This window comes from Mesomycoplasma neurolyticum (assembly GCF_900660485.1).
In the GTDB taxonomy this organism is placed as follows: domain Bacteria; phylum Bacillota_I; class Bacilli_A; order Mycoplasmatales; family Metamycoplasmataceae; genus Mesomycoplasma_A; species Mesomycoplasma_A neurolyticum.
The window spans coordinates 375,373-399,024 of sequence record NZ_LR214951.1; the positions used below are offsets into that span (position 1 = coordinate 375,373).

Sequence of the window (23,652 nt, forward strand, 5' to 3'; positions counted from 1 at the left end):
TTCAACTAATGTTTTCCTAGTTTTTTATTCCTTTTATTGTCTATTATTTTATTTAATAAAGCACTAAATAAAATTGTTAAAGTGAAATTAGTAAAATTAAAAGGTAAATATAATATAAAGCAAAAATTTATAAAACTTAGATTTGTTTTAAAATAATTGGAAATTTTTGTTCATTTGTTTAATGTTGAATCAAGAAAATAACCATCTGTAATTTTATACATTCCAAAAAACAAAGGTGAAAAAAATAAAAAATTTAATATCGTCATTATTAACGAAGTAGTAATTATACTTAAAAAACTTGCAATTAAAAAAATAATTTTTTTATTTAGCTTTTTTATTTTTTTCAATAAAAATAATGAAAGAAAAAATATGAAAATAAAAAAACCATTACTAAATAATAATATTCCATGTCCCAGCCATCCTATTAAATCAAAATTCATTGTTATAAAAGGACCTAATAAAAATCTTGTTATTAATGCAATAATTCCAAATTTAAAATCTGTAACAAAAAAAATAACAAAAATGAATAAAAATGATATATCTATTTTAAGTCCAATTATTGAAAATAATGGTCATGGAATAAATTTAGAAATAAAAATTCCAATTAAAGATAAACAGGTTAGAATACCTGTTAGTGTTATTTTATGAATTATATTTTTATTGTAAGACATTATAAAAATTATTTAGTCCCAAAAATTCTATCACCCGCATCACCAAGACCAGGTAAGATGTAATTTTTATCATTTAACTTTTTATCAAGTGAAGCTAAGAAAATTTTAACATCTGGGTGTTGTTTAAAAACATTATCAATTCCAGTTTGAACCCCTACCAAACTAATTAAATTAATATTTTTAAATCCATCATTTTTTAATTTAGTAATTGCATCAACTGCTGTTCCACCTGTTGCAAGCATTGGGTCTACTAATAAAATAAGTGAATCTTTTGAAACGATTGGAATTTTATAATAATATTCTTTTGACTCAAAAGTTGTTTCATCACGATATAATCCGATATGTCCAACTTTTGCTGTAGGTACCAATGATAATATACCATCAGTCATTCCGAGTCCTGCTCTTAAAATAGGAACAATAACAATTTCTTCATTAATTTTAACACCATGAGCTGTTTCGCCTGTTGGTGTTAAAACTTTATGTTCTTTTGTTTTTACATCTCTTAAAATTTCATAAGTCATTAATGAAGAAATTTCTTTTAATAATTGTCTAAATAAATGATGTGAAGTTTTAGCATCACGCATTGCTGTAAGTTTTGCTGTGATTAATGGATGATTAAAAACTTTTAACATAATAATAACTCCTTATTTTTAATAATTAATATTCCGATGACTTGACTGTTTTATTTTCTAAAATTTTAACACTTGATGATGTTCCAAATCTAGTTGCGCCTAATTCATACATTTTCGCTAAATCATCAAGTGTTTTAATGCCACCAGCAGCTTTGATAGCAATTTGTCCTTTAGTTACTGAAGCCATTAATTCTATATCTTCGAATGTTGCTCCACGATATGAAAAACCGGTAGATGTTTTAACAAAATCAGCTTTTGCATTTACAACAATTTCAGTTGCTTTTTTAATTTCTTCTTTTGTTAAAAGCGCAGTTTCGATAATAACCTTTAAAATTGAATTACCAATTTCTTTTTTAATTGCTTTAATTTCATTTAAGACATAATCATATTTTTTTTCTTTTAGTCTTCCAATGTTAATAACCATATCAATTTCATTTGCTCCATGGTTGATTGCTAATTTTGCTTCCTGAACTTTAGCTTGTGTAATCATAGCTCCTAAAGGAAAACCAACAACAGCTGTTATGCCAATATCTGTATTTTCTAGTTTTTCTTTAGCAAATTTAACTCAACTTGAGTTAACACAAATGGTTTTAAATTGATATTGTTTTGCTTCATCAATAAGTTTATTTATGTCTTTACTAGTTGCTTCTGGTTTTAAATATGTATGATCGATTAATTTTGCTCAATTCATTATCTCATCCTTTTAAAAATTATTTTATTTTCAATTTTTTGGTTATTAAATTTAAAAGCTGCTTGCGCTTGTTTAATTAATGATTTTTCAATTGGTTTAGATGAAAATAAAGTTAAAATTAAATCACCTTTTTTTACTAAATCATTAGTTTTTTTGTTTAGTTCAATTCCAGCATTAAAATCAATTTTATCAGTTTTAGTTAATCTAGAAGCACCTAATTTAGAAGCTATAACAGCTAGTTTAAAAGATGAAGTAATTTCTAAATAACCTTCTTGTTCAGCAAAAAGTTCTATCTTATAATGAGGAATTCAAAAACTTTCTGATTTTAATTTATCAACATCTCCACCTTGATGTTTAACAAATTCAAAAAATTTGTCTAAAGCCTTTTTATTTTTAATAACTTCATTAATTAAACTATATGCTTCTTTGTCAGTTTTTACTTTTTTAGCTTGTTTTAAAATAGTTGCAATAGAAGAAAAACAAAGTGTTTCAAGATCTTTTGACCCTTTTCCTTCTAATGTTTTTATAGCTTCAAGAATTTCATTTCTATTTCCAATAGATTTACCAATTGGTCGATCCATGTTTGTAATCTCTACACGGACATCACGTTTTAATTCTTTACCAATTTTAATCATCTCTTTAGATAAATTTTCTGCTTCAGCTAAATTTTTCATAAACGCACCATCACCACATTTTACATCTAATAAAATTGCATCTGAACCTGTTGCAATTTTCTTTGACATAATTGATGATGCAATTAGAGGTATTGAATCCACTGTTGCAGTTACATCTCTTAGTGCATAAATTTTTTTATCAGCTGGTACTAAATCATCTGTTTGAGACATAATAGCGATATTTATATCTTTAACTTGTTTAATGAAGTTTTCTTCAGATAATTCAGCACTAAAGCCATCAATAGATTCTAGTTTATCAATTGTTCCGCCTGTATGTCCCAAACCTCTCCCTGACATTTTGGCAACAGGAATATTTAATGCTGCAAGAATTGGTGCAATAATTAATGTTGTTTTATCACCAACTCCCCCAGTTGAGTGTTTATCTACCTTAATACCTGGAATTGATGATAAATCAATGTTTTTCCCTGAATTAGCCATTGCTAATGTTAATGCTGCAGTTTCTTTAGAATTCATTCCATTAAAAACAATAGTCATTAAAAAAGCTGACATTTGATAATCTTTAATTTTTTTATTAACATATTGTTTAATGATGAAGTCAATTTCTTGTTTTGTTAATTCTTGATTATTTCTTTTTTTAATTATTAATTCTTTTATATCCATGTTAATCCTATAATTCTAGATAATAAAATAGACTAACTAAATGTTAATCTATTTTTTATTTTAAACAGTTTCTAATGCAATTTGCATCATTTGACGAAATCTTTGTTCACGTTCCTCTGGTGTTGTAACTTCCCCAGTTATGAGGTTATCTGAAATTGTGAGCAAACAAGCTGCTTGTTTTTTGAATTTTTTAGCATTAGCAAATAATGCAAAAGATTCCATTTCTACAGCAATTGCTTCAGTGTATTCTAAAGTTTTTTCTAATCTACGCCCTGAATAAAATACATCTGAAGAATGCACTCTACCTACATTTAGCGAAATTCCAGCTTTAAGTGCACTTTCCATAATTTCAGCATTTAAAAGAACTGATGGTTCTAAAACATGTGTTTTTTCACCTAAAACTAATTGTGCATAAATATGTGAATCTGAAAAACAACTATTAGCTAATACAAGATCATAAATTTTTAAATCTTTTTTATAAGATCCAGCTGAACCAATTCTAATAATTCTATCAACATTGTAAAATTTAAATAATTCATATGAGTAAATACCCATTGATGCAATACCCATACCTGAAGTTCCAACTGTTACTCTTCTTCCTTTGTACATCCCTGTAAAGAAATATGCATTTCTTACGCTACTTACTAATTGAACATCGGTTAAATAATTTTTAGCAATATACTCTGCTCTTAGTGGGTCGCCTGCTAATAAAACAGTTTTTGCTATTTCATTAAATTTTGCTTTAATATGTGGTGTCATTTTGTCACGCTCCTTATATAGTTATAAATTACTTTTTATATTATAAACTAAAAAACAATATTTAAACTTGTTTATTTTTAAAATAAACTAAATTTTTAATTTCTTTAAAATATAAAATACCAGAAAAAATTGAAAAAAACAAAGCACAAAACATTGGAATGTTTAAAATTCAATAATAAAGTTTATATTGTTTATTATTTTCATCTAAAATAGGCATCAAAACCATTAGTAAAATAATTGCAAATGTTTGACTTAATGTCTTTAATTTACCTCAAACGGAAGCAGCTACTTTTTTGTTGTATTTAGCTGCTAGATTTCTAAAACCATCTACCATAATATCTCTAACTATAAATATTACTACTATTCAAATTTCACTAAATTTTAAAAGTGCTAAAAAAATTAAAATTGTTGAAACAATAATTTTGTCAGATAATGGATCAAACAATTGTCCAAATGTTGAAATAGCTTTAAATTTTCTAGCTAAAAAGCCATCTAAAAAATCTGTAAACATCGCAATAACAAAAACAATTAATGCAATAACAAAAACAAAATAATATTTATTTTTTATATAAACAGTTGTATTTTTTGAATGATAGTAAAATCATGTTAAACAAAATAATAAAGGAATTCAAAGTAAAATTCTTAAAATTGTTAAATAATTAGGAATTTTATTTTTTATCATTTAAAACCAGCGAGTTTTTAAATTCTTTTTTTAAATTAAGGTAATTTTCTTTTTTTGCATCATCATTTAAATATTGTTTCTCAATATTTGCAAAAAATTGAATTTGACTTTGATTTTTTTTGGATCAAAGATTTGATTTTGTTTCGATTAATATATTTAAATTATCATTGAAATCAGAATTATCTAAGTAAGGGTTATCTGCGAATGTTTGATAAAATTGTGGATGCTTAATAATTTTTTTAATTTCATTTTTTGTAAAGAAATTAAGCTCTTTCATTTTAAAATCACCAATTGAAACGACAAAGTTGTTTAATAATTCTTCATTTTTTTCAATAATAGCATTAATTTTATATGTTATTTCTTCTGTCAAAATTCTTTGATTTTCTAAAATTTTTTCCTTTTCAATTTTTATTTTTTTCTTTTTCTTTCTTTCTGTAATAACTTGAAATAAAACTACAATAACAATTGAAATAACTAAAATTGCAGCAATTACTATAAACATTATGGTATTATTATCCATTTATCCTCCATTTTAAATATTATAATAAAAAATAAACTATTTTGCATTTTAATTTATTTTTATGCTATGTTGCTAGCATAAAAACTAAAATTGTTATTCCAAAGAAAATAAATGTTGAAGTTGCATCTGTTAAAGTAGCTAAAATTGGAGCAGATAAAACCGCTGGATCTTTACCTAGTTTAGCTGCAATTAGCGGGATAAAAGAACCTAAAATTTTTGAAAAAGTAATAACAATTAAAAGTGCTAATGATGCTGTAAAAGAAATAATAAGTATTTTTGATGTTTTTGAGGCAACAAATAAATCTCTACTAATTGAAAAATAAATCATTAGTCTTAAAAAATTTGCTACCATCAAAATTGAACCAACAATTAAACCAACTGTTAATTCTTTTACTAAAACTTGCGAAATATATTTTTTCGCGCTATTTTCACCTAATGAAATAGCACGCGTTATTGTTGTTGCAGATTGCGACCCTGCATTACCAGCCGAACCTGCGATAACTGGAATAATTGAAACAATAGTAGAAACATAAACACTTAAACCTAGTGATTTTAAACTACTACTATTTTCAATAGAATTTGTAAAAACTTCAATTACAATTTGACTTAATGTTGAACCTAACATTAAAATTAAAAGTCAAAAAATTCTTGATTTTACAATTTTTAAAACACTTGTTTTAATGTATGATATCTCATGGTGGGGATTAATCCCTGCCATTTTATAAATATCTTCTGTTGCTTCTTCTTGTAAAATGTCGATTACATCATCAGAAGTAATCATACCTACTATTTTGTTTGATTTATTAACTACTGGTAATACCGAAAGGTCATTATCAGCAAAAATTAATGATGCTTCACTTTTTTTGCTTGTTGTGTAAATTGTAGGCACTTTAAACATATGATCAGTAAGTTTAGCTTCTGGCTCATTAAAAACAATATCTTCTAATGTTGTGGCAGCCTTAAAATTTCATTTTGAATCAACAATGTAGTAGTAGTGTGTTAACTCAAGTTCATTTTTATATTTTTTAATATGTTCAAGTGCTCTTTTGTTTGTTCAATGATCTTTTAAAAAAATTAAATCAACAGACATTACAGAACCAATTTGGTCATCATCATATTTTAAAATTTTGTTAACATTTTGTCTTGTATCTTTATCAATATTTTTCAAAATTTTAATAGCTAATCTTTCCGGAATTTCTTCTATCAAATCAGCTATTTCATCAGTATATAACTCAGAAACCACATTTACAATCATTTCATTTGAAAAATTTTGGATTAATTCTTCTTGTATTTCTAAGTCTAAGTATGCAAAAATTTCACCAGCATCTTCTGTTTTTAATAATCTAAAAAAAACAATTTTTTCTGCTATTGGTAAAGTGCTTACTTCATTTGCTATTTCACTAATAATAGTGTCATTTGAATATTTTCTAATTGCTGCTATATCTCTTTTTTTAACTAATTCTAATAAACTCATAATTAATTCTTCAGCTTAGATTCCAAAACTTTTCTAAAATCATCAATTACAACATATTCAAATTTTTCATTTTTTGCAATAATAATTTTTCCAGTTTCTTCTGAAACCACAATTGTTGTTGAATCCGATTGTTCACTAATTCCAAGTGCTGCTCTATGACGAGAACCAAAAAGGTTATTTATTGATCTAGATGTAATTTTATAATATGTAGAAGCATAAATAATTTTATTTTCTCTAATAATTAAAGCTCCATCATGGAGGGGTGAATTTTTATTGAAAATTGAAATAATTAATGATGATGAAATGTTAGCATCAATTTTTACACCATCAGTTCTTAATTCATCTAATTTATCATAATTTTCAATAGTTATAATAGCACCGGTTTTAGTTCTTGAAAGTTCTTCAACAGCATTTTTTAATTCAATAATAAGTCTATTTTTATTTGAATCAGCTAATTGGCTAAACTTACTTTTTTTAGTTTTTCAAATTTTATGAAAAAGAATTATTTCTTTTGTAATTAAAATAACTAAAACTAAAAAAATCAAAACAGTAGCTATAATACTAAAAATTTCCATAAAAACTCCCTTTCATTTTTTTTATTTATAATATATTAATAAATTTTATATTAAAAATTTAAAAAGTATTAACCAAAATATAAAATTTGTTTATTTTTAAGTAATAAACATTTTGAATATAAAAAAATACAGCTATTTTAAATGCTGTATTAAATTTTGTTAAAATACATTTTAGCTACTTTTTCAATAACAAAAAATGAAATTTTAAGAATAGCTAAATATTTTAATTTTTTAATTTTTTTATCATTGTTTAGAACTTTTCAAAATTCATATTCACTTTTATAATCATGTTTTTTATTAATTCAACCTGCAACCATAAAAAGAACTTTTCAAAATTTTTCTTTATTTTCATTTGTTAATTTTTCATTAACAAAATTTTTAAATTCACTTACATTTTTTTTATTGATTCGTTTAATTTTTAATTCTGAAAAAGCGTTTTTTAATGTTTCTTTATTTGAGTTATTAAATATTTTTTTTACTAATTCAATATTTTTATTAATGAATTTTTCAGCTATTGATGAAAAATTTTTAATTTTTTTTAATATTTTTTCTTTTTTACTGTCATTTTCAGCATTTTCTAATTCTTCAAAAGCATTTTCCTCATTTTCAACTTCATTGTTTTCTTCGTTATCTATTTCATTTTCTGCATTTTCTTCATCATCTATTTCATTAATATTAGAACTGTTTGGTGGTGTTGTTATAGGAGAATTTGTTGAAGTTGAAGGAGCTGTTGGAGTTGTGACATTAGTTGTCTGCGGCTTTTTAACAACTTCTTCTTTTTCATTTTTGCATGCAACAATTGAAAGTGGTGTTGCTATCAAAATTGGTGTCATTAAAAATAATAATTTTCTTTTATTTTTCATTTTAATTCCTTTTTTTTAATATTTTTATATTATTTTTTCTAATTTTAAATTATTGTTACAAAATTGCTTTTATAGCTAATCAAGTAATTCCGAGAATTAAAATATTTTTTCAACTAAATATTCTTTTTCCTTGAATTAATGCATTTCAAAGCATTATTTCATTATTATATTTGTATGTCTTATAAATCACTTTATAAGAAATAAATGCAACTTTTAATATTTGAGTTTTTTGTATATTTGGCAAACTCTGAACAATGTCTATAAGATTCCATATTTCACTAATACGTCTTGGTCTAAAACTTTTAAATCTTTCTCTAAAAATAATTTTGTCATCATCAGTAAAAATATTTAAAAATTTTTTACTTATTTTTTTATAAAGTTTCTCTAATTTTTGAAAAAAAACATTGCTTTTTTTATCATCAAAAGTGCTTTTTTCTTGTTCACTATCTTTTTCAAATAATTTTAATTCATCATCTATATTTACCTCATTTTGTCTAGGTTTTTTTGGTAAATTAATAGGAGGTAAATTATTCTTAGATAATTTAGGCATTGTGTAATTACTATTATTATTGTTGTTGTTGTTGTTTTTCTTATTTTTTGTTATTAATACAGTTGTTGTTATTGCTAAACTAATAATAGTAACTGCGCTAAACATAGTTAAAAATATAGTCTTCTTTTTCATATGAAAAATTTTAATATATATATATATATATATAACAAGGTTTTAGTGAAAAAATGACAAAAAAATAAAGAAAAATAATAAAAAAAGTTATTTTTGTTATTTTTTTTTAAAATTAAATGCTATTTTTATGCAATTTCACAAACAAGCTTTTTTAAAATAAAAGCACAAACAAAATTTTTGTTTGTTTTTTTTTTTTTTTAAATTTTATTAAAGATCATCAATGCATTCTTTCTTAAAAATACCAATATATGGAATATTTCTCATTTTTTCTTTAACATCAAGACCAAAACCAACTAAAAATTCATTTGGAGCAACAAAACCAACTTTATCAGGGTGAAAGTCATTTTTTCTTCCTTCTGGTTTATCTAAAAGAGTTAAAACTTTCAAACTATTAGGTTTTTTGTTTTTTAAAAGATTAACAACTTTTTCAATTGTAATCCCTGAATCGATAATATCTTCCACAATCAAAACATCTTTTCCTTTAATATCATAAGCTAAATCCATAACAATTTTTACTGAACCTGATGAATCCATAGCTCCATGATAAGATGATAGTGTCATAAAATCAATAATATGATCAGTTTTAATATCTTTAATTAATTGTGCTAAAAATGGAATGCTTCCTTTTAATAAACCAACTAATACTAAATTTTTAGAATTTTTATATGTTTCATCTACTCAATTAGCTAATTCTTTAATCACTCTTTCTAAATCAGATTGTGTATATAGTACTTTTGATATTCTTTTATCAATCATTTTTCACCTTTATTCTTTATTTTTTTGAAATATTATAATAAAAAATAAAAAATAATTATAAAAAAAATAAAAATAATATTTTTTTATTTATTAACTAAATTTTTATATTTGTTTTCTTTAACTTTTTTTTCTTTTTGAGTTGCAATTTCAAAACACATAACATATTCACCTTTTATTGTTTCAGGTAAAAAATTTATAATTTCATTAGGTGTTCCATAATAATGTGTTTCATGAATTTTGGTTAATTCTTTGGCTAAAAAAATTTTTATCTTTTCTTTAAAAACTATTTCTAAATCTTCTAAAGTTTTCAAAAGTTTATAAGGTGAAACATAAGCAATATAAACACCCTCATCTAGTGCGGTTAGTTGTTTAATTCTTTGTGAACTTTTATCTTTTAAAAAACCTAAAAAAGTAAAATTACCTTCAAAAGGAGATAAAACATAGGCACTTACAAAAGCACTAGGTCCTGGAATAATTTCTAAATTTATTTTTAGCTCATGACATTTTTTAATCAAAATATGACCAGGGTCCGAAATTTTTGGCATACCAGCATCAGAAATCAGTGCAATTTTTTTATTTTCATCATTGAATAAATTAGTAATAAAATTTGCTATTTTTTTTTCGTTAAATTTATGATAACTAATTAATTTTTTATTTTTGATATTAAAATGATTTAATAATTGCAAACTTCTTCTTGTATCTTCACATAAGATAATATCAACCTCATTTAAAATCTCAAGTGCTCTAAGTGTTATATCTTTTAAATTACCAATAGGTGTACCAATTATATAAATTTTATTTTTTTCCATCTTTATTTAATAAATCATTTAAATAACTAATAAAATAACTCTTTTGAATTCAAAAATTAACATTATATTTAAATGATTTTTTTATTTCCTTAATTAAGTTTAATATTTTAATAATTTTACCTTGATCTAAATATTTATGTTTTTGAATAGCTTTAAAAATATTTAAACTAAAATATTTTTTATTTTTAAAAAGTTTTTCTTTCAAAAATGCTTCAAAAAGTTTTAAAACAAATCAAATGTTTTTTTCATTTATTTCTTTAGATAGAAAAAATAGTAAATTACTTATTTCAACCTTTTGAATTAATGTTAAAAATTCGTTTAATATTTGATTTGCATTATCAATACCGAATTTCTCTATTTCATCAACACTTTCGAATAAGTAAAAAAATAAATTTTTTTCTTGAATTTTTAAATTATTATCAATATATATTTTAAGTTTATTTATATCATCACTAAAACATTTGATGATAATTGACCTTGATAAAATAGTTTTTAAAATCGATTTAATATTTTCTGTTGTCATAATAATAAAAGTATTTAAAAAAGGCTCTTCAATAAATTTTAAAAGAGAATTTAAAATACTAATATGCATTTTATCTAAATTTAAAAGAATAAAAATTTTAGGCTGATTTTTAGAAGTTGATAAAGTTAAACTTTTAACAATCATTTCAACTTTCTTTTTGTTGAAATCATTATTCTCACCATCCAAAATATAACAATAATTTTGAATTTCTGATAAATTTTTAATTTCTTTATTAAGAATTTGTGAAATCAAAAACATCAAATTTTCATTAATGTTATTCTTGTTTTCTGAATGTAAAATTCATGAATGAAAAAATTGTTTTGTTTGAAAAGCTTTAAAAATTATTTGTTTTGATGTAGATAAAAGCATTTAATTAGCTTTCTCTATTATTTTTACAATTTCTTTTTTTACTTCAGCATAAACAACATCAATTGAATTATTACTATTAATTAAGATATATCTATCTTTATTCTTTAAAAATAATTCATCATAACATTTAACAATTTTTTCAAAAAAATCATCATTATTATTTTCTATTCTATCTTCAGCAACTCTGTTTTTGTTAAGTCTTTCTTTTGATAAATGAACAGATGTTTGTAAGTAAAATGTATAATCAGGATATGTAGATTCAACAATCAAATCATTTAATTTAGCTATCTTTTCTACACCGATATTTTTTCCCGCTCCTTGGTAAGCTATAGATGAATCAACAAATCTATCACAAATAACAATTTTATTTTGTTCAAGTGCAGGTCATATTACCTTGTTTAAATGCATTCTTCTTGCAGCCATAAATAATATAGCTTCTGAAAAAGAATCAATGTCATTTTGTTTTTCTAATAAAATAGCTCTTATTTGTTCAGCTTCTTTTAAATTTGTACCACCAGGTTCTCTAGTGAAAACAAATTGTTTATTTTTGAAATATTCAGGTAAAAATTTTTTTAATTTTTCAATAATTGTAGTTTTACCTGAGCCATCAATCCCTTCAAAAACTATAAACACCTTGTTCACCTCCGTTTTATTTATTTTTAATTTCTTTTCTATTTTCTATTGATTCTTTAATAGAAAAACTATCCATATAATCTATTTTAGAACCTATTGGTATTCCATAAGCAATTTTGGAAATTTTTTTATTTTTATTTTTTTTTAATAAAATTGATGAAATATAATTAGTATAAGCAATTCCTTGAATAGTTGGTGAAAAAGAAATAATTATTTCATTAAAATCATCAAATATAGAAAATAATAAAATTAAATCATTTTCAATGGATTCTTTATCTTCAAAATTAAAAACAAAATATTTACCATCAAAAATTTTACTATTTTCTAATTTAATTACATCTAAATCACTTTCAACTAACAGCAAACGCTTTGAACGATTTGCATCAAGACAGATTTCGCACTTGACATTTCTAGTTATAAAATTACATGTACTACATTTATTTAAATTTTTATTTAATTCTTGCATTGAATTAATCAATATATCTAATTCTTTATAGTCTAAATTCAAAATATAAAAAGCAATTTTTTCAGATTGCTTTTTAGTAATCCCAGGTATTTTTTTTAAATTTAAAATTAAAGAATCATATTCTTTACCAAACATTAGTTTTAAACTCCTTTTGGTAATAATTCATCATGTTTTTTATCTAATTCTTTTAAAGCTTCATTAATAGTGATAATTATTAGATCTTCTAAAGTTTCTTTATCTTCTGGATCAATTAATACTGGATTAATAGTAAGAGATTTAATTTGTCTATCTCCATACATCACTATATCAATTCCTTGTTTTGAAAAAGTAAATTCTTTTTCTTTTAAATCATCTTGTTTTTTAGATAATTCTTTTTGCATTTTTTTTGCTTGTTTCATTAATTCTTGAATATTCATTTTTAACTCCTTATTTTATAATTTGAATTTATCACCAAAAAGTGATTTTATTTTTTCATCTTTTAATTCTTCAATTGATTTTTGATTTATTTCTTTTAAAGGTTCAAAAACATCAGGAACTGTTTTTGTTTCAACCATTCTTTTTCATTTATCTTGTGATAATTTAAAAAGTTTTTTTGTAATTGCAAAAACATAAATTTCTTTTCCAAAAATTATTTGTTGCAATTCTTTAAATTCAACATCATTTTTATGTGCATTTATTTGAAATATAGCAAAATTTTCCTGTGGATCAGCACTAATTAAAATAAAATCATTATTTCCCGTTATAAATTTACATGATACAAGTCATTCAATATATTTTGAAAATTTTGAATCATGTAAATAAAAATTAGTAGAAGCAAATTCTTTTTTACGTTTTTCTCTAATTTCTTTATGATTTTTGTTTTGTTTATTCAAACCAAACAAGTTAATAATTTCATCAACTGTATATATGTCATCATCTACAATTGTAAAATCACTGGTTTCACTTGGAAGTGTTTGAATAACTGTATTGCCTGTGATTTCTAAACTAAAGTCTAATGGCAACTGTTTAGATGTTTTTTCATCTTCAAAAATATTTTTTTCATCTTCAGATATATGAACTTTATTTTCTTTAATTTCACTTGCGAAAAATTCTTGTGTTAATTTATGATAATCACTTGAAAGCATTGAATTTGCCTCAACATCATTAGTTAAATCATTTTCAATTGTATTTTTTTCTCATGAATTGTCATAAAGGAAAAGCGGTGATTCTTTATCAATTTTCTCTTCATTTGTTAAATCAACATTATTTTCACTAGTTTTATTTTGAAGACTTCATGTTTGAGATAATGAATTTAAATCTGTTTCATTTTCATTAGTAAAATCATATTTTAAATTTAAAAAACTTGTATCTTCTTTTTCCTGTGTTTCACTTACTGCATCATTTTCAGTTAAAAAATTTGAAAAAATAAAATTAACCTTTGACTGATCCTCGGTTTTTTTAATTTCTTTTGCTGCACCTAATAATTTGTCTATTTCATGTAATGAATTATCTAAATTCTCTGAAAAAATATTAACATTTTTTTCTTGTGCAAGATCAAAATTATTTATTTGAGTTTTTTGACTATTAAAACTATTATCTTCAATAGTTTTTTCTGATAAATTTACAGAAAATTTATCATTTGATTTATCAAAGAAAAAAACTTCATTCTCTTCAGCATTTTTTTTAAAGTTTTCTAATGTTTCATAAACTTTTGCAATATTTTCATCTTCATTTTTATTATTTATTTCTTTAATTTTATCTATTTGTGAATTTTCAAATAAATTCATTATTTTTAAAAATGATAATTCCAAAGCTTGTTGTAAATTATTTAAAAAAGCTATATCTTTTATAAAACATACTAATTCCTCAACAATAATAAAAGCTTGTTTTGTCGTGATATTAAGTTTTTCAACTTCTTCTTTTGTAGATATTTCTAAAAATAAATCTTTTTTTAATTTATTAAAAATTAAAAAATCTTTCATCAAGGTTATCAAATCATTTGCCAAAAGTGAAATATCACATCCTGCAGCAACTAAATGTTCTAATTCTAAAAATAAATTATAAATTTCAAACTTTGACATTAAATTTACTAAATTAATTAAATTTTCAATAGATGCAAGGCCAAAAACAATATCAACTTTTTCTGTTGTAATATTAGAATTAGTATAAATAGAAACTTGTTCAATCATTGATAAAGCATCTCTCAGTCCACCATCAGATAATCTAATAATTTTTTCAATAGCTTTATATTCAAATTCAATTTTTTGTTCTTCTAAAATTTTAAGAAGATGTTTTAAAATAATTTTATTAGGGATTTTAGAAAAATTAAATTTTTGTACTCTTGATAAAATGGTCAAAGGTATTTTATGTAAGTCTGTAGTTGCTAAAATAAAAATAGAATGTGATGGTGGCTCTTCTAATGTTTTTAGTAAAGCATTAAATGCTGATTTTGACAACATATGTATTTCATCGATGATATAAATTTTATATTTAGAATGTGATGGTGCATTTTGAATTTTTTCTTTTAATTCTCGTATATCATCTACCCCACTATTAGAAGCAGCATCCATTTCAATAATATCCATAGAGCGTTCAATATTAACAATACAATTATAACAAGGAATAAGTTTATTATCATTATGATCACAATTCAGTGTGTTTGCAAATATTCTTGCAATTGATGTCTTACCTGTTCCTCTTGGTCCAGTGAAAAGATAAGCATGTGAAACTTTATTTAATTTAATAATATTTTTTAATGTTTCTACAATAAATTCTTGACCTTGAATTTCATCAAATGTTTTAGGTCTATATAAACGATATAGTGCTTTATATATTGAATTTTGACTCATACTTACTCCTTTGATTATTTTAATTTAAATTATACAATTTTCAAAAAAATAAACAATTAAATAAAAATAAAAAACATGTAAAAACATGTTTTTTATTAGTTTAAAAAAATTAAAGATTTGCAAAAAATACTAGTGTTCTTACATATTGGTAAACATATGATGTTTCATTATCATATCAAGTATATAATTTATATAATTTTTTGTTGTCAACTGAAAGAACTTTTGTAAGTTGCGCATCAAATAATGAACCTTCTTTTGCACCAATAACATCAGTTGAAACAATAGGAGCATCAACATATGCAAATGATTCATTTGAATATTTTTTCATTGCTGCATTAACTTCTTCTACTGATGGTGAAGATTTTAGTTCAACTGCTAAATCAACAAATGAACCTGTAATAACAGGAACTCTTAAAGCAATACCATCAAGTTTACCTGTTAAATTTGGAACAACTAACCCAATAGCTTTTGCAGCTCCTGTTGATGTAGGAACAATATTCACACCAGCAGCTCTTGCTCTTCTTAAATCACTGTGTGGTGCATCTTGTAATCTTTGATCTGCTGTATAAGCATGAACTGTTGTCATATAACCATGAGATATACCAAATTCTTTATCTAATACATTAACAACAGGTGCGAGTGCATTTGTTGTACAAGAAGCAGCAGAAGCAACTTTATCATCTTTTGTCAAATTTTTGTGATTTACATTGTAAACAACAGTTTTTAAATCACCTGATGCAGGAGCTGAAATAAGAACTTTTTTTGCTCCAGCTTTAATATGTTTTTCTGATCCTTCTTTTGATGTGAAAAATCCTGTTGCTTCAACAACAACATCAATTTTTAATTCTTTTCATGGTAATTGTTCTGGATCTCTTTGAGCTAAAATTTGAATTTTTTTACCGTCTACTATTAATGAACCATCTTTTTCTTCAACATTAGCTTGAAAAATTCCGTGTGCTGAATCATATTTTAAAAGATGTGCTAAAGTTTTAGCATCTGTTAAATCATTAATAGCAACAACATCTAATTTGTTTTTGTTTGTTTCTCAAATTTTTCTAAATACAAGTCTTCCAATTCTCCCAAAACCATTAATTGCTATTTTTTTCATAATTTTTATAACCTTTCTTAAATTTATAAATTTGCTAAATTATAATATTTTTTTGCTAAAAAATATAAAAAAAACCATTTTTTAAAACATGTTTGTTAACAGATTTTAAAAAATGGGGCAGATGACGGGGATTGAACCCGCGAATGTCGGAACCACAACCCGATGCGTTAACCATTTCGCCACATCTGCCAATTTACAAATACAATTATAACAAAAAAAAATTATTTTTAAACATTTTTGCAAGTGCAAAGGAGTTTTTCAAAATATTTTTGATTTTCTTTTATAAGTAAACTTATTAAATTTCCATATTTTTCTTTAAATTTTTCATCTAAATAATAAAAGCGTTCTTTTTTTAAAATTTTATATTTAATAACTTTATTTCTTCTTAACCAAATTAAATTATTTGAAATATTTGGTTGTGAAATTTTAAAAATCTTTGTTAAATCATTAACATTGCACTCATTACATGAGCAATAAAATAGATGAGCAATTAAATCTAATTTAATTTTAGAAGATAAAATTTTTAGGATTTTTAGAATATTTTTTTGGTTTGCCATTATAATAAAAATTATAACAAATTATCACATTTATTTAAAAATGTTTTAAATTAATTCTAATAATAGTGAAAAGGTAGGATTTATTATAAAAAAAACACAAATTAAAAAGAAATTTTTTTCATTTATTATTTTTGTAACTTTTTGTTTTGTTTTTTTATCTGGTAGTTGTAATCAAAAAGCAAGTAATCAAATAGATAAAAAAATTATTCAAAAACATGATGAAGATTATGAAAAAAACAGAGAAAATAACATTAATTTTCAAAATAAAAAAATTGATTGAACTTTAGAGAAAGACAATTTTTACAAAATTATAGTTGAAAGTTCTGAAAATAAAGGAATTTTGAATTTAGATTTAGATTTTATCAGTGAAGAAATTAAAAATTTTAATGATTTACAAATACAAATTAACAGATTAAAAATAAATATTAATGATGATAATATAAAAATGATAAATACACTTATAGAAAAATCATTTATAAAAATTGATGGCTGATCTAAAGTTCAAAATAATATTAAAAATTCTAATGGTTTATTTGAAATCGAAGTTCTTTATGACTTAAATGTAGAACAAAAAGCTTTTTTTGTTAAAATATCAAAAAAACAAAAACACAATGATCATTACCATTATTTAGAATGAATTCAATTTGGGATTTATTTTAAAAACTAGGTATTTATTTCAAAATATACTAATTAAAACGATTTATAAAAATAAGAAAAAATGAGGTAAAAATGAAAAAATTTGACATTGTTATTTTAGGGGCAGGGCCTGGCGGTTATACATTAGCATCTATTTTAGCTCAAAATGATAAAAAAGTTGCTATTATTGAAAAAAATAAGCTTGGTGGGACTTGTGTAAACTATGGTTGCATACCAACCAAAACTTTAATTAATGAAATAAATTTTTTAAATAAAGCAAAAAAACATGATGGAATCGATATAGATGATTTAAATAAATTTTATTTATTTATGAAAAAAAGAATGAATAAAAATAGTGAAACTTTACAGAAAAACATTAAAAATTTGTTATTAAGTTCAAAAGTTGATATTTTCCAAGGTAATGGTCATGTTATAAATGAGAATACATTATTAGTAAATAAAGAAAAAATTCATTTTGAAAAACTAATAATTGCAACTGGTTCAAGAGCAAGAGATTTAAATATAGAAAATGCTAATGAAATGAGAAGAAGAAAAATTTTATTAACTTCTAATGATGTCTTAAGACTAAAAACAATTCCAAAATCAATTACTATTATAGGAGCAGGTCCTATTTCATTAGAATTTGCATACATTTTAAACTCTTTAAAAACTAAGGTTACTATTTTAGAAACTAGCAAAAAGATATTTTCTCGTTTTTCAGATGAAGTTGCTTCTTTTTTGAAAAAATGACTTATCAAAAATAAAATTAATTTTTTTGAAAATGTAATCTTAAAAAAGTTTGAAAAAAATAAACTATTTTTTCAAATTGATAATGAAGAAATAAATATCAAAACAGATAAATATTTTGCAGCAATTGGAAGAATTCCAAACATTAATGATGTTAAGAATTTAAATTTAGAATTAAATCCTAATAAATCTATAAAAGTAGATAATAAAATGAAAACATCAGTTAAAAACGTTTATGCAATTGGTGATGTGAATGGTCTTTTAGGAATTACAACAAGCGCCTACAAACATGGTGATATTGTCGCAAAAGATATATTAGGATTTAGTAATAATGAAATTTTTGATCCTTTATTAGTACCTAATACAATTTTTATAAACCCAGAGTTATCATTTGTTGGTTTAAATGAACAACAACTTTTAAATCAAAATATTGAGTATGTTAAAATTAATGTGCCAGGTGCTAAATTACCAAGAAATTATGTTGAAAATGCTAATTTAGAAAGTTTTTTCGAACTTTATCTTGATAAATCTAATTTAAGAATTTTAGGTTCAACAATTGCATTGAAAGATTCCTCATTGTTAATCAACCATATGGCTGACTTAATTAAGCAAAAGAAAACTATTTTCGACTTACAAGAAAATGCTTATAGTCATCCAACACTTGCAGAAGCTTTTTATTATTTATCAAGAAACTTTGTTTTTAGAAAAAAATAAAAAATTAAATTTATTTTTCAAATTAAACTAAAAGTACAACATTTTTATGTTTGTACTTTTTTTGTTCCTTTTTTGTTTAATAAGAAAAAAATAATTACCTTATATTTTTTTATCTAACTAATTTATTATAGCTAAAAAAATATAAAATAGTATAATACTAAGATGTTTTTTAAAAAAATGAAAAAGAAAATTATTTTAAGTTTAATTATTTTGTTTATATTTACAATTTCTATTTCTTTTATAACGATTGGTATCTATTACAAAAATAAAATAGAAGATAAACCAAATAAAAAAAATAGTTTTAGTGAAATGCCTGAAGCAATACATAAAAATGAAACAACTTTACCAACTAAAGCTATAGAAAAAAATAAAAAAACCTTTGAAGAAAAATCAGAAATAAAAAATAATAATTTTGATTCACAAAACTCACAAAAGATAATTACAAATTTAAATAGAAATATAACTAATAATGTTTTTAATCAAAACATTGAACAAATAAAAGAAATTTATAATCAAGAAAAATTCGATGAAAACAAAGTATTTCCTTATGATGAAAAAACAATAGACAACATTAAAAATTATTTTAATTCAAATATTTTTAAAATATTAAATTTTACACCTAATAATTTAAATCAAGAATTTCCAAAGTGATTTATTCCACCTAATAGTTATAAGGAATTTAATGCATTAATTTATCAAATACCAAATCTAAAAGCATATTTTAAAAAAGATGAAAAAATTTATAACTATAGTTCAAAAATTTTAGTTGAATATGACAAATTTAATGAATGAAACTATTGAAAAAACAATAAAAAAATAATCGTTTTACAAAAAAATTTAAATGAATTATTAAATAGCCCATTTAAAAAAGTTGAATTAACTTTTTTAATAAAAGCATTGAAAAGAAATTTGAACTATTCAGAAACCTTTTTACTTGATAATATAATTTTGGATTTAGAAAAACTTTTACAAAATAAAAAAACAAATAAAAAAGAATTGAATTTTTCTAGAAATTTTTCAAAATTAAAAAAATTTTTTAATTTGAATTATTGATTTGAAATAGATCAAAATAACAATTTAAATGTTTATTTAGAAAATTTAAACAATGATTTTGCTTTTAATGAAAATACAAAAAATCAAGATTTAATAATTCAAAAATTTTCTACTATCACTGTTTTAAATTATTTAGTGGAAGCTGAAAAAGATTTAGAAATTTCCTTATCAAATTTCAAAGGAAATGATTTATTTCCTAAAATATCAAAAGTTCAAAAAGTTAATTTTAATAATTCTAATAAACAAATCACAAATCATAATAGCACAAATAAAATACTAAATGACTTAAGACAAAGAACTTTTGTTTTAGGTGGTGGAACGCATACTATGTTAGCTAAAGTGAAACCTAATGATGATGAAGATCAAAGATATTATTTTATAACTGCATATCATGTGATTAAACAATTAAAATTACATATAAATAATAAAAGATTACATAACTTACATGTATCCTTTGATTATAAAAATTATAAAACATTACCAATTTCAATAAATAATTCAGAAATTTTTCAACTAGATTTTTGACATGCACAAAACCAAGAATTTAAAAATAATTTTGCAAAACAAAAATTACAAAATGAGAAAATTACAAAAATGCTGATATAGCAATATCAATTATTGATATTAAACAATTAATAAAAAATATTGATGGACAAAAATATTATGAATTTGTTAAATATTTTGAAAATTGAAAAAATTTAAAAAATATTAAAATTTCTAGAAATGGACCTTTTTATCAAGAAAAAGATTATGTTAATTGAATTACTGCTGGTTTCCCTGAACGCTTAGCAATTGATAATGGATTGCGTTATCGTGAGCATTATATATTACAAATTGATCGTATAGATATGAATGTTCCACCTGGAAATGATTATGACTTGGGATCTGTTAAAACTATTTATCAATTACAAAAAAATAGTTCTAATCAATTAATATATGATTTAGCAGAAGGTGCTTCAGGATCAATTGTATTAGATCAAGATGGTGCATTAGTTGCAATTTTTACAGCAATAGATGATCAATTAGATGATTCATACCTTTTATTTAATCTTGTAAATTCTAGTGATTTTGATTATTTTGGTTTTGACAAAAATGAAATTGAAAATGATAATTCTTTTAAAAATGCTGTTAAAAATGCTGTTTTAAAAGATCCAACAAATTATGAAATAATTGAATTATAAAAAATAATTCAAAGCTAAATTTAATAAATTTATTTAATTTTTATTGTAATAAAAAATCTTATAGTGAAATCATGCTTAACACATCACTATAAGATTTTTGATATTTTATATAAATTTTAAATTGTTTATAAAAACAAATAATTTAAAGTATTTTAATCCTAAAAATTTTTTTAAAACTCTTTTGATAATCCATTAAGTTTATTTCTTAGGTTTTTTAAATGATCTTTGATTACATGATACCCAGCTTCAGCATATAAAGTATATTTAAGTGTTTTAATTGTATTATTTTCATTGAATAGTTCAATGTTTCTAATTTTTTCGTCAATTTCTTCAATATATTTATCTATATCTACTTCTCATGTTTTATCAAAAGTTGGCATTCCAACACCTTTACGATTTTGTTCAGGTGCTTGTATAAATTTAAAGTATTCGATTTTTCTTAATAAATCTAAAGCTATTTCAGCTCTTGTTTTAAGTGGTAAAATATATTTTTTCATTTCAGTTTTAAGCTTTTCTTGCTTAGATTTTTCCATAAATTTTTTTGCAGCATTTATTATTTTTTGATAATGATGTTTAAGAATTAAAGATTTTTGGAAAAAATCCTTTATTTTTGCAATTGAGTATGTAAACGCTTTATTATATTCTGCAATATCTTTTTCTAATTCGATTGATTCAGGCATTTCCATTCCTCATTTTTCTTTAGGACTTCAAGGTGTTTCAACCAAATAATAACCCATATGTTTTGCTAATTCTTTTAATTCTTCATGTGCATCAGGTTCAAAATATTTAAATCCTTCTTCTCATGATTTATCTACATCAAATTCATCACTATTTCAACCAAAATCTGAAATAGCAAAAATTGCATTTTTAGATGGTTGCGACTCTTCCATTGGATTTGTGAATAGTCCTGCTAAATTAGTTATACCTTTTTCAAGAATTGTTGCTTTAGACATATACAATCTTCTGTGTCTTTTTCGATCTATATCATTAACTGGTCAATTCAATCAAAACACAGGATCCCTTCTACCACCTTTTGCTTTTATTTCATCACTTACTTGTCTATTTTTGAAACCAAATTTCCCTGTAATAGAGCGTTGTGTAACTGGAGCAAGTGTTCCTCTTCCTGTTGTAATAATTTGTGTATTTTTTTCAAATGTTGTATCAAATAGATCTAGTTCTCTTTTATGATTTTTAATAAATTTTTCATCATTTCTTTCACCAATGTCATAATGCTTTGGTACAAAAAGTAATGGTTTATCAGCTATATTTTTAAAATGTCTTCATTTTTCAACAATTTGCACAATTTTTGCAACCGCTTCAAAATTTAATTGTCCTGTATCATCAGCGAGTATACCAAAATATCTAACTCCAGCATCATAAACTTGGTTTAATTTATTTAATAAATTTTTAACATTTTGATTTAATGTATTATTATTTTTATATTTTGCAAAATCAAAAGTGTTTAAATCAACATTGTTGATTTCAGCCATATCTTTTAATGAAATTTTATTGTTTCCTAAAAAAGGGTGAATGGTTCAATAAAAATGATTTTTAGTTTCTTCACCTTTTTTAGCAAGTTTTGCTATTTGGTTAATGCTATATTCAGAAGTGTCATCTTCAGGATATAATTCATGTCATTTTTCACGATGATATGGATCATCTTTTGGAGCAAAAATAAAAGCATTAGCTTTAACTTTTGAACCAAATTCCATTAAATCAGCACGATTTTCATTACCTCATGGAATTCCGTAATAACCTTCAATAGTTCCTCTGATTGGAATATTAGCATAATCATTTATTTCTAATTCACGAATATAATTTTCATTTTTTGCTTTTAAAATTTCATTTAATGTTGTAATGGCAAAATAAGCGGCATCACTATCTTTTGCTAAAATAATAATTTGATTTTCTTTTATTACCATTTGGTATGCATCATGTTTATTTACATCAAATTTTTTATATAAATTATCATAATTTTTTTCAAGTATTTTTTCTAGTTTTAAATTATCATTATAAATTCCGACAAATAAATCATAGGAACTATCATTACTAGTGTTGATGTTATTTTTTTGTAAAACTTCTTTAATTTTATTTGTTGTATATTCATCTAATTTTTCGCTTAAATTTAGTTTAACATTTGTTAATTCAAAGGCTTTATCATAATATTTTACTTCATGAACAAGTGGATAAACTTTATATTCAGTTTTTATTGTTTTTGATAAAAGTTTTTGTTTTTGTTCTTCAACTTCTTTTTTTGCCTTATCTTTATTAGTATTGTTTTCATAATTACATGAACTAATTGCAATTAGTGAAACAGCACTAGCTAAAGTAACACTGCTAAAAAGTAATAATTTTATTTTTTTATTTATATTTTTTTTCATGTTTACCTCAAAAAAATTTTAAAGTTAGCAAAAAAATAAAAAAAACA

The 23,652-nt window shown here is 22.9% G+C and carries 25 protein-coding genes and 1 tRNA gene; 4 read left to right on the forward strand and 22 right to left on the reverse strand.

The features are described from left to right. Positions 1-5: 5 nt before the first annotated feature. The 21 genes from EXC65_RS04755 to EXC65_RS01735 form a co-directional block, all read right to left on the reverse strand. Positions 6-671 carry an MPN527 family putative ECF transporter permease subunit gene (locus EXC65_RS04755; RefSeq protein WP_408631344.1) on the reverse strand — a complete coding sequence of 222 codons (666 nt, stop codon included), beginning with the start codon at positions 669-671 and terminating at the stop codon, positions 6-8. Between the two features lie 8 nt (positions 672-679). Continuing rightward, complete coding sequence (gene upp / locus EXC65_RS01640; RefSeq protein WP_129719759.1) at positions 680-1,303, reverse strand: uracil phosphoribosyltransferase; 624 nt, start codon at positions 1,301-1,303, stop codon at positions 680-682. Positions 1,304-1,328: 25 nt separating this feature from the next. Continuing rightward, on the reverse strand, positions 1,329-1,994 hold the full coding sequence (gene deoC / locus EXC65_RS01645; RefSeq protein ID WP_129719760.1) for a deoxyribose-phosphate aldolase: 666 nt from the start codon (positions 1,992-1,994) through the stop codon (positions 1,329-1,331). Next, on the reverse strand, positions 1,994-3,289 hold the full coding sequence (locus tag EXC65_RS01650) for a thymidine phosphorylase (RefSeq protein WP_129719761.1): 1,296 nt from the start codon (positions 3,287-3,289) through the stop codon (positions 1,994-1,996). The genes deoC and EXC65_RS01650 overlap by 1 nt, the downstream gene beginning before the upstream one ends. 60 nt (positions 3,290-3,349) lie before the next feature. Beyond that, the gene (gene deoD / locus EXC65_RS01655; RefSeq protein ID WP_129719762.1) at positions 3,350-4,048 is read right to left on the reverse strand and encodes a purine-nucleoside phosphorylase; all 699 of its coding nucleotides are present in this window, start codon (positions 4,046-4,048) and stop codon (positions 3,350-3,352) included. Positions 4,049-4,109: 61 nt separating this feature from the next. Next, positions 4,110-4,730 carry a CDP-diacylglycerol--glycerol-3-phosphate 3-phosphatidyltransferase gene (gene pgsA / locus EXC65_RS01660; protein WP_129719763.1) on the reverse strand — a complete coding sequence of 207 codons (621 nt, stop codon included), beginning with the start codon at positions 4,728-4,730 and terminating at the stop codon, positions 4,110-4,112. Further along, positions 4,717-5,250 (reverse strand): MHJ_0274 family protein, encoded by a 534-nt coding sequence (locus EXC65_RS01665; RefSeq protein ID WP_129719764.1) that lies wholly within the window; start codon positions 5,248-5,250, stop codon positions 4,717-4,719. The genes pgsA and EXC65_RS01665 overlap by 14 nt, the downstream gene beginning before the upstream one ends. A gap of 64 nt (positions 5,251-5,314) precedes the next feature. Further along, positions 5,315-6,724: a magnesium transporter gene (gene mgtE / locus EXC65_RS01670; RefSeq protein ID WP_129719765.1), complete on the reverse strand. Its 1,410-nt coding sequence runs from the start codon at positions 6,722-6,724 to the stop codon at positions 5,315-5,317. A gap of 2 nt (positions 6,725-6,726) precedes the next feature. Next, positions 6,727-7,299 (reverse strand): diadenylate cyclase, encoded by a 573-nt coding sequence (locus EXC65_RS01675; RefSeq protein WP_129719766.1) that lies wholly within the window; start codon positions 7,297-7,299, stop codon positions 6,727-6,729. A gap of 149 nt (positions 7,300-7,448) precedes the next feature. Further along, positions 7,449-8,162 carry a hypothetical protein gene (locus EXC65_RS01680; RefSeq protein WP_129719767.1) on the reverse strand — a complete coding sequence of 238 codons (714 nt, stop codon included), beginning with the start codon at positions 8,160-8,162 and terminating at the stop codon, positions 7,449-7,451. Between the two features lie 55 nt (positions 8,163-8,217). Further along, positions 8,218-8,844 carry a hypothetical protein gene (locus EXC65_RS01685; protein ID WP_165001326.1) on the reverse strand — a complete coding sequence of 209 codons (627 nt, stop codon included), beginning with the start codon at positions 8,842-8,844 and terminating at the stop codon, positions 8,218-8,220. Between the two features lie 207 nt (positions 8,845-9,051). After that, positions 9,052-9,600, reverse strand: a complete 549-nt coding sequence (gene hpt / locus EXC65_RS01690; RefSeq protein WP_129719769.1) for a hypoxanthine phosphoribosyltransferase — start codon at positions 9,598-9,600, stop codon at positions 9,052-9,054. An 83-nt stretch (positions 9,601-9,683) separates the two neighbouring features. Continuing rightward, positions 9,684-10,409 carry a 16S rRNA (cytidine(1402)-2'-O)-methyltransferase gene (rsmI, locus tag EXC65_RS01695; RefSeq protein ID WP_129719770.1) on the reverse strand — a complete coding sequence of 242 codons (726 nt, stop codon included), beginning with the start codon at positions 10,407-10,409 and terminating at the stop codon, positions 9,684-9,686. Further along, positions 10,396-11,301, reverse strand: a complete 906-nt coding sequence (locus EXC65_RS01700; RefSeq protein WP_129719771.1) for a hypothetical protein — start codon at positions 11,299-11,301, stop codon at positions 10,396-10,398. The genes rsmI and EXC65_RS01700 overlap by 14 nt, the downstream gene beginning before the upstream one ends. After that, entirely contained in the window at positions 11,302-11,934 is a 633-nt protein-coding gene (tmk, locus tag EXC65_RS01705) for a dTMP kinase (RefSeq protein ID WP_129719772.1), read from the reverse strand. A 16-nt stretch (positions 11,935-11,950) separates the two neighbouring features. After that, positions 11,951-12,535: a toprim domain-containing protein gene (locus EXC65_RS01710; protein ID WP_129719773.1), complete on the reverse strand. Its 585-nt coding sequence runs from the start codon at positions 12,533-12,535 to the stop codon at positions 11,951-11,953. A 5-nt stretch (positions 12,536-12,540) separates the two neighbouring features. Further along, on the reverse strand, positions 12,541-12,816 hold the full coding sequence (locus EXC65_RS01715) for a YbaB/EbfC family nucleoid-associated protein (RefSeq protein WP_129719774.1): 276 nt from the start codon (positions 12,814-12,816) through the stop codon (positions 12,541-12,543). 15 nt (positions 12,817-12,831) lie between these two features. Next, positions 12,832-15,228: a DNA polymerase III subunit gamma/tau gene (gene dnaX, locus EXC65_RS01720; RefSeq protein ID WP_129719775.1), complete on the reverse strand. Its 2,397-nt coding sequence runs from the start codon at positions 15,226-15,228 to the stop codon at positions 12,832-12,834. Positions 15,229-15,337: 109 nt separating this feature from the next. After that, the gene (gap, locus tag EXC65_RS01725) at positions 15,338-16,336 is read right to left on the reverse strand and encodes a type I glyceraldehyde-3-phosphate dehydrogenase (protein WP_129719776.1); all 999 of its coding nucleotides are present in this window, start codon (positions 16,334-16,336) and stop codon (positions 15,338-15,340) included. A 113-nt stretch (positions 16,337-16,449) separates the two neighbouring features. Beyond that, positions 16,450-16,525, reverse strand: a tRNA-His gene (locus EXC65_RS01730). A 38-nt stretch (positions 16,526-16,563) separates the two neighbouring features. Beyond that, positions 16,564-16,893, reverse strand: a complete 330-nt coding sequence (locus EXC65_RS01735; RefSeq protein ID WP_129719777.1) for an ArsR/SmtB family transcription factor — start codon at positions 16,891-16,893, stop codon at positions 16,564-16,566. Between the two features lie 340 nt (positions 16,894-17,233). Here EXC65_RS01735 and EXC65_RS01740 point away from each other — a divergent pair, with 340 nt between their 5' ends. The 4 genes from EXC65_RS01740 (at position 17,234) to EXC65_RS01755 (ending at position 21,224) form a co-directional block, all read left to right on the forward strand. Beyond that, a complete protein-coding gene (locus tag EXC65_RS01740; protein WP_129719778.1) occupies positions 17,234-17,560 on the forward strand; it encodes a hypothetical protein in 327 nt (108 codons plus the stop codon). A gap of 62 nt (positions 17,561-17,622) precedes the next feature. Next, positions 17,623-18,990: a dihydrolipoyl dehydrogenase gene (locus tag EXC65_RS01745; RefSeq protein WP_129719779.1), complete on the forward strand. Its 1,368-nt coding sequence runs from the start codon at positions 17,623-17,625 to the stop codon at positions 18,988-18,990. 177 nt (positions 18,991-19,167) lie between these two features. Beyond that, positions 19,168-20,649 carry a hypothetical protein gene (locus tag EXC65_RS01750; protein WP_129719780.1) on the forward strand — a complete coding sequence of 494 codons (1,482 nt, stop codon included), beginning with the start codon at positions 19,168-19,170 and terminating at the stop codon, positions 20,647-20,649. Between the two features lie 197 nt (positions 20,650-20,846). After that, positions 20,847-21,224, forward strand: a complete 378-nt coding sequence (locus EXC65_RS01755) for a hypothetical protein (protein ID WP_129719781.1) — start codon at positions 20,847-20,849, stop codon at positions 21,222-21,224. 170 nt (positions 21,225-21,394) lie between these two features. Here the strand turns inward: EXC65_RS01755 and EXC65_RS01760 are convergent, their stop codons facing one another. Further along, on the reverse strand, positions 21,395-23,605 hold the full coding sequence (locus tag EXC65_RS01760; RefSeq protein WP_129719782.1) for a beta-N-acetylglucosaminidase domain-containing protein: 2,211 nt from the start codon (positions 23,603-23,605) through the stop codon (positions 21,395-21,397). Between the last annotated feature and the right edge of the window lie 47 nt (positions 23,606-23,652).